10 protein-coding genes are annotated in these 12,105 nt (G+C 66.5%); all 10 read right to left on the reverse strand.

Annotation, left to right across the window (positions count from 1 at the left end; genetic code table 11):
- Positions 1-455: 455 nt before the first annotated feature.
- The 10 genes from OXK16_13170 to OXK16_13215 all read right to left on the reverse strand — a co-directional run bounded on the left by OXK16_13170 (position 456) and on the right by OXK16_13215 (position 11,823).
- Positions 456-1,862, reverse strand: a complete 1,407-nt coding sequence (locus tag OXK16_13170) for a dihydroorotase family protein (GenBank protein ID MDE0376895.1) — start codon at positions 1,860-1,862, stop codon at positions 456-458.
- A 58-nt stretch (positions 1,863-1,920) separates the two neighbouring features.
- Positions 1,921-3,165: an amidohydrolase family protein gene (locus OXK16_13175; protein MDE0376896.1), complete on the reverse strand. Its 1,245-nt coding sequence runs from the start codon at positions 3,163-3,165 to the stop codon at positions 1,921-1,923.
- A gap of 25 nt (positions 3,166-3,190) precedes the next feature.
- Positions 3,191-4,573: a hypothetical protein gene (locus OXK16_13180; protein ID MDE0376897.1), complete on the reverse strand. Its 1,383-nt coding sequence runs from the start codon at positions 4,571-4,573 to the stop codon at positions 3,191-3,193.
- 1 nt (position 4,574) lies between these two features.
- Positions 4,575-5,546 (reverse strand): hydroxyacid dehydrogenase, encoded by a 972-nt coding sequence (locus tag OXK16_13185; GenBank protein ID MDE0376898.1) that lies wholly within the window; start codon positions 5,544-5,546, stop codon positions 4,575-4,577.
- Positions 5,543-6,739: a pyridoxal phosphate-dependent aminotransferase gene (locus tag OXK16_13190; protein MDE0376899.1), complete on the reverse strand. Its 1,197-nt coding sequence runs from the start codon at positions 6,737-6,739 to the stop codon at positions 5,543-5,545. The genes OXK16_13185 and OXK16_13190 overlap by 4 nt, the downstream gene beginning before the upstream one ends.
- A 66-nt stretch (positions 6,740-6,805) precedes the next feature.
- Positions 6,806-7,738: an NAD(P)-dependent oxidoreductase gene (locus tag OXK16_13195; GenBank protein ID MDE0376900.1), complete on the reverse strand. Its 933-nt coding sequence runs from the start codon at positions 7,736-7,738 to the stop codon at positions 6,806-6,808.
- A gap of 47 nt (positions 7,739-7,785) precedes the next feature.
- Positions 7,786-8,943 carry a M24 family metallopeptidase gene (locus OXK16_13200; GenBank protein MDE0376901.1) on the reverse strand — a complete coding sequence of 386 codons (1,158 nt, stop codon included), beginning with the start codon at positions 8,941-8,943 and terminating at the stop codon, positions 7,786-7,788.
- Between the two features lie 101 nt (positions 8,944-9,044).
- The gene (locus OXK16_13205; protein ID MDE0376902.1) at positions 9,045-9,869 is read right to left on the reverse strand and encodes an SMP-30/gluconolactonase/LRE family protein; all 825 of its coding nucleotides are present in this window, start codon (positions 9,867-9,869) and stop codon (positions 9,045-9,047) included.
- 8 nt (positions 9,870-9,877) lie between these two features.
- Positions 9,878-10,813 (reverse strand): hypothetical protein, encoded by a 936-nt coding sequence (locus OXK16_13210; protein MDE0376903.1) that lies wholly within the window; start codon positions 10,811-10,813, stop codon positions 9,878-9,880.
- A complete protein-coding gene (locus OXK16_13215) occupies positions 10,810-11,823 on the reverse strand; it encodes an ABC transporter ATP-binding protein (protein MDE0376904.1) in 1,014 nt (337 codons plus the stop codon). Before OXK16_13215 ends, OXK16_13210 begins: the two co-directional genes overlap by 4 nt.
- Positions 11,824-12,105 lie beyond the last annotated feature (282 nt).

Genomic DNA, 12,105 nt, shown 5'->3' on the forward strand with positions numbered 1-12,105 from the left:
GGTCATGGCCGACGCCATGGTGTTTTTTTTCGGGGGGGGCCCCGCGTTATGCGGCACGCCGCAACCCAAAACCCCCCCCACCCCCCCCCCCCCCACCACATAGTGAGGGTCGGCGAGTCCCCTCACGTTCACCGAAGAGTGGCGCTTGCCGGCTCCGTCGGTGTACCGCGACCAGATTCAACGGCTAGACCCCCGCAGGGCGATCCACGGCCAGTCGCACGTTCGACCGCGTCAGCGCCCTTCCGTCCACAACATCCGAGACCTTGGGGAAACCCCAGGGGTCGTCCGCCCCGCCGGGTTGCGGTCCGCCACCGCGATGTTGGCAGTGACTTGCCGAAACCGAAGGTCACCCGGTCGTAGGGACGCGCCCGAGAGATGGCAACTCCTACCGCTGCTCGGACAGTCACCGATCCCGCGACTGTCAACTCACCTGAGCGTCCGCAAACGCCCGGTTTCTATCGGGAGGAGCCGCCGCTGGGGGTTGGGGCCTGGATGCTGTTGACATGAACGGGGGGACCGTCGGGAGAGACGAACCTTCCGCCCGACTCCCCGACAACCCTGCCGTCGGCGAAAACGACCCGGCCTCGCGACAGCGTGGTAAGAACCCGGCCGGCCAGTTCCATCCCGTCGTAGGCCCTGGCGCTTCCGCCCGATCTGGCGAGGAACCGCTTCGAGTCGACGACCCTTCGGACGCCGGGGTCCACCAGCACCAGATCGGCCTCAGATCCCACCGAGATCGTGCCCTTACGGGGGTAGATACCGAACAGCTTGGCCGGGTTGGCGGTCATCACCTCCACCGCTCTCTCCAGCGGGAACCGCCCCGTGAGGCCGGCGTCCACCATGGTCGGGACCAGCATCTCCAGTGATGGGATCCCCTGACCGGAGGTGGCGAAGTCGGCGGCTGCCTTCTCCTCAGGCGTGAACGGAGCATGGTCGGACGCCACCACCGAGATGGACCCGTCGGCGAGGGCCTCCCACAGGTAGGCGACGTCCTCGGCGGGCCGCAGCGGCGGCGCCACCTTCACGAAGTTGCCGAAGCGTACGATATAGGACTCGTCGAACAGCAGGTAGTGGGGACAGGACTCGCCCGAGAGGTCCGCTCCCACCGCCTGCGCGCCTTTGACCTCCTCGGTAGCCAGCCGCGACGTGACGTGAACGATGTGCGCGGGAATCCCGAGGTCCCGGGCGATGGTGGCCACCAGCCCTACCGCGGCTGCCTCCACCAGAGGTGGCCGGGACGGGTTGCCCAACCGGTCCGGGTCGTCGCGGAACCGCTCTATGAACTGCTGGCTCTCGGAATGGACCGCGCAGCGCAGGCCGGTACCGCCCACCGTCTTGAGGCAGTCGTAGATGTGCTCGGGCCCGGAGGCACAGAGACCCTCGAACTCGTCGACGCGTTCCGGAGGCGGATTGTGGGTGAACAGCTTGAACCCGATCGCCCCGCAGGCGGCCATCGCCTCCGCACGAGCCGGATCGGTGATGCCCGCCCCGGAGTAAAGAGCGAAGTCCACCAGGCTCTCGGCCTCGCCCAACTGACGGCGGGTCTCGAAGGCCTCCGGGGTGCTGCACGGAGGGTTGGAGATGGGCATCTCAAAAAGGGTCGTGATTCCCGAAGAGGCCGCCGCCCGGGACTCGGAGGCGAAGGTGGCCCGCTCGGGGTGGCTGGGCGCCCGGCAGTGGAAGTGCGCGTCCACTGCACCGGGAATCACCAGCAACCCCGAGGCGTCGATCTCGCGACGTGCGGCTGCCAGGCCGCCCGTCGGGGAGACCTCGGTTATGAAATCCCCCTCCACGCCAACATCGGCGGGATAGGAGCGGCCGTCGCTCACCACCGTTCCCCCGACGATCCTCAGATCAAGCATCGGTCGCTCAGTTCATCAGTAACCGGCAACTACCAGCCAGCAACCAGCGACTAGTCCTCTAGGCCCGCCGATAGCTGTCCTGGGCGCCGGGACCCCAGCGGGTGCCCATGCCCTCGATGTCCCTGCCGACCTGCAGGTAACCGCCTTCGGACGAGAACGCCATCTGCCCTCTGACGAAGACACGCTTGATGTCCTTCATAGCGTCCAAAGACGCCAGCGGATCGCTTCCCACCGCTACCACGTCGGCGGTCTTGCCCGCTTCCAGGCTGCCCAGTTCGTCCTCGAGACCCAGAAGCTTGATGCCCCGGCGTGTGATGGAGTTGAGCGCGTCCAGGTTGTCGGGGCATACCCCGATGTCGACCATGAACTTGAGTTCCTCGGCGATGGCGTAATGGGGCACCACCGGGCTACCGGCGTCGGTGCCGAACACGATCGGGATCCCGGCCCGGGCGGCGGCCACGTTGCCGGCGAAGCGGGACGTGTCGTTCATCTGGTCCTTGCGACGCTCGACGTCGGAGACGGTCATCCCGAAGTCCAGCCCGAACTTCACCTGCTGCACCAGCGGCGAGAAGGTGGTGACGATCGGGACGCCCCGCTCCACCATCTTCTCGATGGTGGGAGGGGTCAGCGACCCGCCGTGCTCCACGCAGTCCACCCCGGCGTCCACCACCCGGGAGATCGCCTCGTCGAAGGTGGCGTGGGCAGTGACCTTCATCCCGTTCTGGTGGGCCTCCTCCACCATGGCCCGCAACTCGTCCATGGTGAACTGGACCTCCTCGTGGGAGCCCATGATCTTGATCCACTGCGCGCCGGCCTTGAACTGCTCCCGGATGGCCTGCCGCACCCCGTAGATGCCGTCGGCTTCCCGGCAGCACCACCAGGTGTGTCCGCCGGTGGTGCAGATGGCCCGACCGTTGGGGAACAGGCGGATCCAGGGCGCCCAGCCGTTATCGATGGCGGTCTTGGCGTCGATGTTGGCATTGTTCATGCCGAGGTCCCGGATGGTGGTGACGCCCGCCGAGAGGGTGCGGTGGATGTTCATGACCGCCTTCATGGCGTTGACGGCCGGCGACTCGTAGGCCTGCATCTCCAGGTCGTGGGTGCCGTCCCATCCCAGATGGACGTGACAGTTGACCAGACCGGGCAGCAGGTACATGCCGGAGACGTCCACCACGTTGTCGCCGGCCTGGCCGTTGGATTCTCCCACCGAGGCGATCTGCTCGCCGTCGATGACCAGGTCCTGCTGTTCCGAAGCTCCGCCGTCGAGGTTTACGACGACTCCGCCTTTGAGGATTGTGCGCACTGTCGGGTTCCTTTCTAGTTGCGGGTCAGATCTTTCCCAGGCGGCGTAGGGCGGTCCCCACCGCTGCCAGGTTGGGGAGGGTCAACTCCGAGTAGTTGCGCGAGATCATCACGCCTCCGGCCCCGCCTTCGAACGAGGCCTCCACCATGGCCTCGCAGTCGGCGGGGGTGATGTCACGGGCGACCGTCTCCACTCCCAGGCCTATGCCCGGGTAGACGGCCACCTCCGGCCCGACCGCCTCGACGTAGCGGCGGGTGAAGTCGGCCACGTACTGCGGGCTGAAACCGGCAGGTGGTAGGTCCTCGAACGGTGCCTCGTCCAGGCCGAGGACCTTGTAGAGGATGGGCGTCCACTCCGACGGGGTGGCGTCGCCGAGGATGGTCTTGCACAGGTTGGTCACGAACTTCGCGAAGCGGGCGCCGCCGGGCGCGTTGTAGAACACCGGCTTGAGCCAGTCGGCGTAGAGCTTGTACTCGGCCGGGTCGTGGGCGGCCCGCAGCAGCGGGTTGAACGTGTTGATCATCTGCCAGATCCCGAACCCCACCTGGTACCCGTCGCCGAAGAACCGGACCAGCCCGGAGATCTCCCGGTACAGGTCCTTGTGACCGTCCCACCACAGCTTCTGCCACTGGGACACCTCGGGATACTCGAACAGGTGGCGCAGGAAGGTGATCAGCTTGCCGTCCCTGGGCTCGTAACCCGCCCGCACCGAGGCGAGGTAGCCGTGGATCTTCCGGTAGCCCTCGGCGGCCCGGCCGGCGTCGATCCCGCGGCGATGGGCTTCGGACCGGCAGTGGACGCAGAAGCAGGTGGGCACCTCGTCGCTGACGATCATCGACGACAGCGGGTCCTCCCGCTCGATCCCCCACAGCACGCCTGCCAGGTCGTACTCGTTGAGCCAGTTGTCGATCACCCCGAACCACCAGTTCCGGTAGTCGGGGTTGTAGAGGCAGGGCCGGGTGGCCTTGCGGCCCCACGGGTCAACCTCCAACACCTGGGCGAACCCCGGCTGCCAGAGGGGCTTGGGGTTCTTGTGGGAGGTCTCGCAGTAGTAGGGGAACACCTCGATACCCCGCTCGCGGGCGGCAGGGATCACGTCTCCGAGGATGTCCCAACCCTCGTATAGCGGGTCGGGAGCGGTGAAGTCCTTGATGCTGGTTCCGTGGAAGTACCGGGAGTCGGGCGGGAAGAAGGCGCCCCCCTGCAGGTTGTCGGGCTCCTGCCCGCCGTGGTCGGGGAAGTCGTTGCTCCCGGAGCGTCCCGCGTTGCCCCGTGCCCACGAGAGGGCGGAGATGAAGATGGCGTTCACGCCTGCTAACTCCTGGAAGATGTCGAGCGTCTCCTCGATCCCTTCGTCGATGAAGCTGATGCCCCCGACCTGCATCCCGACAAAGGTCCTGTCGCTCATCTCATGCCTCCGTTCTCCGGGCGATGACGCTGCCGGCCGCGGCCAGTTCCTGAGCGACCGATATGGCGCTGGGAATGCCGCCGGTGTGCGGGGTCATCAGCAGGTTGGGGGTGCTGCGCAAGGGGCTGTCCTGCAGTATCGGCTCCCACCAGAAGACATCCAGCGCGGCTCCGGCCAGGTGCCCGCTATGTAGCGCCGCCATCAGGGCGTCCTCGTCAACCAGGCGCCCCCGGGCCGTATTGACGAAGAACGATCCCTCCGGCATCAGGGCGAACTCCCGGGCGCCCATCATCTTCTCCGTCTCCGGCGTGAACCGGTTGTGGAGGGAGACGCAGTGAGAAGCCGCCAGCAACTCGTCGAACGGCAGGTAGCGGATGCCCAACTCGGTCTCTTCCTCCGGCGAGAACCGGTTGCGCTTCGTGTAGATAACATCCATCCCGAACGCCGCCAGCCGCGTGGCCGCCTCGCGACCGATCTTGCCCACGCCGACCAACCCTACGCGCTTGCCGACCAGGGCCTCGAAGATCTCCAATCCGACCCAGTTGTAGGAGTAGTTCTCCTGGTCGGTCACGAAGGGCTCCATGCCGTCCACGATCACCCCGTCCATGAGACGGCGGTGGGCGGTGGGCAGTCGCTTGAAGAGCGCCAGGATCATCATCACTGCGTGCTCCGCCACGCTGATCAGCGACGGGGACAGGACCTTGCCGGCCCAGATTCCCTGTGCCTCGCAGACCTCTGCGGAGGGCGTGGCGCCTCCCGAGTCGAGCGTCACCACGCCCTGGAGGGACGGAAGAGCCGCCAGTTGCTCGTCGTCGATGCCCTGCCGCCACAGTGCCAGGTAGTCCGCCTGTTCGATCGTGCCGGACGAGAGCGCGTTCTCCAGCACCGTGGAGCCGACGGGGAGAGCGTCCAGGAGGGCCGCCACCTGGGCGGGCGAGAACTCCTCTACCAGGGCTACCGACGGGCCGCTCACTTGGCGCTCCGGCAGTCGTTCCAGAGCCGGGAGAAGCGATCCATCGCCTCGTGCAGTTCGTCCCGGGGGGCCAGGTAGGAGATGCGGATGTACTTGACCGCGCCCTCGGCGAAGATGTTGCCGGGCGAGAACAGCAGCCCGTAGTCGACCGCCTTGTCCGCGAACGAGACCGCGTCCATTCCCGACCCCGACACGTTGGCGAAGAAGTAGAACCCGCCCTTGGGCTCGCCGTACGTGACGCCGAGGCGGTCGAAGGTGGCCCGCATCACCGCCCGGCGATGGTGGTACTCCACCATCATCTCGTCCAGGAACTCCTGCGGTCCTTCCAGGGCGGCTAGGGCGGCGTGCTGGGAGGGAAGGGAGGTCGAGATGCTGAGCGAGTGGCGGGGCTCGGTGGCGGCGAGGATGTAGTCGGCCGGCCCGGCCATGTAGCCGACCCGGAACCCGGTCATGCTGTAGGCCTTCGAGAACCCGTTGATGGTGATGGTCCGCTCCCACATGTCCGGCAGCGTGGCGAAACTGATGTGCTCGAAACCGTCGTACACGACCTTCTCGTACAGCTCGTCGGAAATGACGACCAGTCCCGGGTGCGCCCGCACGATGTCGGCGATGGCGGACAAGGTCTCGGCCTCGATGACTCCGGCAGTGGGGTTGTTGGGCGTGACCAGGACCAGCAGTTTGGTCTTGTCGGTTATGGCCGCCTCGATGGCTTCCGGCTTCAGCTCGAAGTCCTCCTCCTCGACGGTGGGCAGGTAGACGATGTGCCCTCCGGCCATGGTGATGTTGGCCGGATACGCCATGTAGTGGGGTGTGGCCAGGAGAACCTCGTCGCCGGGATCCAGCAGAGTCTGCAAGCTCACCGCCATGGACTCCTGGGCTCCGGCCGTGACCAGGATCTCCGACTCGGCGTCGTACTCGAGGTTGTTGTCCTGCTTGAACTTGCGGGAGATGGCCTCCCGCAGCTCGATCATCCCACCGGGCGGCGTGTAGCCGATGTGGCCGGTGTCGAGGCAACGCTTGGCGGCCTCGACGATGTGGGAGGGCGTCGGGATGTCCGGCTCTCCCCTAACCAGGCGGATGATGTCGTCGCGGCCCTGGACCTTCCGCATGATCTGGAAGTAGGGCGACTCGTGCCCGCCGCGGATGCGCAGGGTGCGCTCGGCCAGCGCGGCTCTCAGCTTGCTTTGGCTCATAGGGACTCCATGTGTGGGGATTTCTGATCGGTAGATGTCGTCACGGGTGGTACGTCCGGATGCAACTCAGCCGCCCAGATCGGCATAGCGTTGCATACCCTCGGCGATCCCGATCGGGTTCCAGCCGAGTTCGGAGCGCGCCTTGTCGCAGGAGATGGTGGTGGCGCGGTCGGGGGTGGCGTCGATCAGCATCTCGGCGCCGTCGTCCACCACCACCCCGAAGGAAGCCACCGCCGCGTCCAGCACGTCCCTGAACGGGATCGGATTTCCCGACGAGAAGGCGAACGAGCGGCGGTCCATATCTCCCGAATAGAAGCGGTGGGCTCCTTCGGCCACATCGTCGACGAACACCCAGTCGCAGCGGTCGTCCATGCCGATCACCTTGACGGGCACCCCGTCCATGGCGGCGTCGGCCAGCTGCTTGGCCTGGGTGACGAACGGCCGGGTGTTGCGGAACTCCTCGGCCGGGCCGTACATCGAGGTGGGGCGGATCGCGCCGGCGTCGAACCCGAACATGTCGGCATACCTGAACACCATGATCTCGGCCGCCAGCTTGGCCGAGCCGTAGAGAGAGAACCCGCCATCAGCGTCGGCTTCGGTGAGTACCTCCTCCTCGAACTGGTTGTACACGCCGGCGGAGGAGACGAACAGGAACTTGCCGAGGTTCTCCTTGCGGGCGAACTCCAGCGCGTTGAGAGTCCCGATGAGGTTGACCCGGACCAGGCTGGAGGGATCCTCCTTGGCCTCCTGGATGCTGGGCGTCAGCGCCGCGGCGTGGACGATCCCGTCGACCGGTCCGGTGACCTCGTTCGACCAGGCGTCCGGGTCGCCGACGTCCAGCACCACGTACTCGAGGCGGTCGCCGGGCGTGTCCGAACGGGGGGCGAACTGATCGGGCGGCAGTATGTCCGCCGCAATCACGTGGTCGCCTCCCCGGGCAAAAGCACGAACCAAAGCCCTCCCGAAGAACCCCGCTGCTCCTGTCACCAATACTCTCATCACCTCTCCTAGTTGGTAGTTGCTAGTTGGTAGTTGCTAGCGACCGGCTAGAGTACGATCCACTCGTCGCTCTGGTCGACCATGCGGGTTCCCCCATCGGGTCCTACCAGCACGTTGTCGGCGATGCTGATGCCGCCCAGTGCCGCTCCCACTTCGGGATCCTCGAAACCGATGGCCGGATGCAGGTTGATCATCATGTTCTCCTCCATGATCCGTTCCTTGCCCGGTACCCAGGGCGGCTCCAGCGAGTCGATCCCGATTCCATGGGCGGTGTAGGAGTTGGCGCCCATCGCCGAGTACCCGTAGGCGTCGTACACCCGGTCGCGGGCGTCGAGGACCGTCTCGGAGGACTCCCCGGCCTTCATGGCCTGGACGCAGGCCTCGAAGCTCTCGACCCGCATCTCCCAGAAGGCCTGCTGCTCTGCGGTCGGCGGCTTGAAGCTGTACACCCGGCGGACCTCCACCCAGTAGCCGAGCGGGCCGCCCCACTCGAGGTCGATCACGATGATGTCGTCCTTCTCGATCACCCCCCTGGTCCCGGGGCCGAAACAGGCGAAGGGGGCCCGTCCCATCAGGGCGATTCCCTCCATGCAGCCCAGTTGGCGGGCGAGTCGGTGGGCCTCGGACAGAACGTCCACTTCCTGGACTCCGGGACGCAACTCCGCCTCCAGAGCCCGGAAGACCCGGCGCATGATGTTCCCGGTTTCGATCGTGGAGTCGATCTCCTCCTGGCTCTTGATGGACCGTACGTCGTCGAAGAGGTCGGTGGCATCCACCAGGTCGGCGTCGGGAAGCGCAGCCCGCATGCTGTTGTAGTCGGCCACGGATGTGATGTCGGCCAGGCCCACGATCCCGATCGTGCCCCCGGACAGCCCATGGTCGGAGAGGACCACTCCGATCTCGGTGCCGGCATCGTCTGGCTGGCGGAAGTCGTTGAGCCACCTGCCCTGCATGGCGTAGCCCGTGCCCCACAATGGATCGGTGACGAAGGTCGCCTCGCCCTCCATCGGCAGGACCACGAAACCGCGGCCCGCCCACTGGAAGATGTCACTCACGTACTGGACGCGTCCCCTTACGAACTCGTCACCACGGCTGCAGATGACGAATGCATCCATGCCCGCCCCGGCCATCGCTTCTCTGAGGGCGGCGTATCGTCGGGCGCGTTCGGCGTCCGAGGTGATGTGGGTTACGGGAACGTGTGTCACGGGCGGGGCTCCTTCTCCGGGTGCGGACTAGCGAGCCGATACTAGACGGGAAAGCAAAGCCCCTAGCCGGACTGCTGCAGGAGTGGAGCCGTTCGTGCCTCCTATGCGAACAGTGGCTGGCCTGGGAAGTCGGGCGTTATCACCGAGATGTGCCATCCTCCCAGGTTGGCGAGGTATAGGTGCTCAAGCCGCGGTCCGCCGAAAGCGCAATTGGTGACCCGGTTGATGGTCAGCCCCCGCTCGTCCCTGACCACCAACTCGACGGTTCCGTCCGGCCGGATGCGCTCCAACGCGCTCGCCCCGAACGACGACACGTACAGGTTCTGCTCCGCGTCGAAGGCGAGGCCGTCGGGCATCGGGAGGAGAGCGCCCGGCGAGCACACCTGCTCGGGTGGACCGCCGGACCCGTCCAGGGGAACCCTCACCACGTCGTCGGTCGCGGTCTGCGCGACGTACAGGTACTCGGCGGAGTTGTCGATGGCCAGCCCGTTGGCATAGTGGAACGGGCCCGAGTGGAACACCTCGCCAGTACCGTCGGGGTCGATGCGGTAGATCTCCCCGGTCGGACCCGGGTAGTCGCCGGAGCCGGATACATAGAGGCTCCCGTCCGGACCGAACGCCGGGAAGTTGGGTGCGCGCAGGGCCCGGCCCCCCACCGACGAGCAGAAGACCTCCCACTCGCCGCCGGGCGAGACCCTGACCACGGTGTTGTCCTGGCTGCACACGTAGCAGTAGCCGTTGCGGTCGAAGGCCAGGCCCGCCGCCATCGCCTCGATCTGGCAGATCACGTCCGGTTGCCGGGATTCGGGGTCGATGACGTAGATCTGGCCGGCCTCTCCACCGGCCCAGATCCGGCCGTCGGGAGCGACGGCCACACACTCCGGATGGTCCAGCCCGGCGCTGTAAACCTCAACCTGGTACCCCATACAGCGTCCTATCGGTCGTCCGACAGCGACACTACCAACCATCCCCGGCGAGACTCGCCGCCGGGGAGTACGGGCGCCTGACCCCTGTCCACCGCGGCGGAGAGGCCGTCGGCCGGCCACACGTTGACCGGCTCCACCGCTATCGAGTTCAGCCTTCCGAACCAGGGAAACCGGGTGGCGCCCCGGTTGATCCAGACCCACGCGTACGGGAATGCATCGGCGCACCACTTCAGCGTGAGGCGGTCCCCTGTATCGGGTCGCAGGAGGTGAGCCTCGGTCTCCTCCGGCTCGGTGATGTACAGGACCCGCTCCGCGGGATGATCGGGCATCAGGCTCAGGTCGATGCGGGTTCCGTCCCGGCCCTCGGCCCACGGCCAGTCGCCTCCGCAGTCGGGCCCCAGATCGGCCTCGGGAGTGGCGAGACCGGCCTCGCCCCGGTACCGGGCCGCTCCCAACTCCAGGCGGGTACCGGGCGGCGCCGCGAAGGCCGGGTGATGTCCCCAGGCGTAGGCGAAGGCGAGATCCGACGGGTTGTGGATCACCTCTTCGATTTCGAGGCGTGGGCACTCCGGGTCCAGCCGCATCCTCCGTGTCAGCACCAGAGGGGTGTGGGTGTGGCAACGCAGCGTCAGATCGTGTTCGCCGGCGCGATCGACGACCTGCCACGGGGCCACGGAGACCTCACCATGCACCGGATGGGGAATCCCGTCGAAGGTGCACCCGGCCCCGGCATTCGGGAACATCTCCTGCCATCCACCCCGGTGCTCTGACAGCCAGTCGAGGTCGGCTGAGTGGTAGGCGCCGCCGGCGCCGGCTCGCAGCGGCCAGTCCGAGTCGATCCATGCCAGGCGGTTGACGCCTCCGGGACGACCCAGCCGGACGATCTCCGCCCCCCTGCTCTCGTCCACTCCGACCTCGAGATGCTCGGTTCCCAGGCGGATCACTGCGCGGCGCCCGGAACGACGATCTGCTCGGGAAAGTGGCAGGCGGTGTGGCCGCTGCCGGCCAGCCGCTGCTCGAGGCGGGGTGTCTCGGTTGCACACAGGTCCTGCGCCTTCCAGCAACGGGTGCGGAAGCGGCAGGCCGAGGGTGGTTCTATCGGGCTCGGCACTTCTCCGGACAGCAGGATGCGGCTGCGCTCTTCGCGGGACACCGGTTCGGGCACCGGAACCGCCGACACGAGCGCCTGCGTGTAAGGATGGGAGGGCCGGGAGAATACTTCGTCACGGTGCCCCCGCTCGACGATCCTCCCCAGGTACATGACCGCCACCCTCTCGCAGACATGTCTCACCACCGACAGGTCATGGGCGATGAACAGGTAAGCCAGTCCGAGTTCGTTCTTCAGTTCGATCAGCAGGTTGATTATCTGGGCCTGGATGGACATGTCCAGCGCCGAGACGGGCTCGTCGAGGACCAGCAGCTTGGGCCGCAGCGCCAGCGCCCGCGCGATGCTTATACGCTGCCGCTGACCCCCCGAGAACTCGTGCGGAAACTTCCTGACGTCGCCGGGATCCAACCCCACCAAGTCGAGCAGTTCGACGACTCGCGCCGCGTCCGGTCGGCGCCCTTCGTGGATCAGCAGCGGCTCCGCCACTATGTCTCCCACCTTCATGCCCGGATTGAGGGAGGCGAACGGGTCTTGGAACACGATCTGCATGTTGCGCCGTAGCGGGCGCATCTCCCGGCGGCCCAGTTCTGTGATGTCCCGGCCCATGAAGGCGATCCGTCCACTGGTCGGCGCGAGCAGGCGCAGGATCAGCTTGGCGATGGTCGACTTCCCGCAGCCGGACTCCCCCACCAGGCCCAAGGCCTCCCCCTCCGCTATGGAGAAGCTCACCCCGTCCACAGCCCGCAGCCACCGCCGACGGCCGAGCGCTCCCTCCATGCGGACGGGATAGTGCATGACCACATCCTCCACCCGCACCAGGGCATCAGGCACTCCGTTCGAACTCATCCGGCCGGAGCGTAGTGGGCTGCCTCCTTGCTGGTGGAGTGGAGCGTACGATCCCAGACGCGACTGTGCCGTACTATCAGTAGGCAACGCAGTAGAACACATCTGTAGCTTGCAAACATCCGTGCTTGGGCTCGGATCTCCTCGCTTCTACTTCGTGGGAGTCCCCCGTCGGCGCGACCGCGAAATCCGAACCGCACTACCGAGGCCGGACACTGCCTTGATCTAACGCTAACCATCGATCACCAACTACTGACTACCAACGACCGACTAGGAACCAATCGT

This window comes from bacterium (assembly GCA_028821235.1).
In the GTDB taxonomy this organism is placed as follows: Bacteria; Actinomycetota; Acidimicrobiia; order Spongiisociales; family Spongiisociaceae; genus Spongiisocius.

Coding starts and splice junctions, on each gene's coding strand:
- OXK16_13170 (MDE0376895.1), bottom strand. CDS start 1,862: ATGCTTGATCTGAGGATCGTCGGGGGAACGGTGGTGAGCGACGGCCGC.
- OXK16_13180 (MDE0376897.1), bottom strand. CDS start 4,573: ATGAGCGACAGGACCTTTGTCGGGATGCAGGTCGGGGGCATCAGCTTC.
- OXK16_13190 (MDE0376899.1), bottom strand. CDS start 6,739: ATGAGCCAAAGCAAGCTGAGAGCCGCGCTGGCCGAGCGCACCCTGCGC.
- OXK16_13195 (MDE0376900.1), bottom strand. CDS start 7,738: ATGAGAGTATTGGTGACAGGAGCAGCGGGGTTCTTCGGGAGGGCTTTG.
- OXK16_13205 (MDE0376902.1), bottom strand. CDS start 9,869: ATGGGGTACCAGGTTGAGGTTTACAGCGCCGGGCTGGACCATCCGGAG.
- OXK16_13215 (MDE0376904.1), bottom strand. CDS start 11,823: ATGAGTTCGAACGGAGTGCCTGATGCCCTGGTGCGGGTGGAGGATGTG.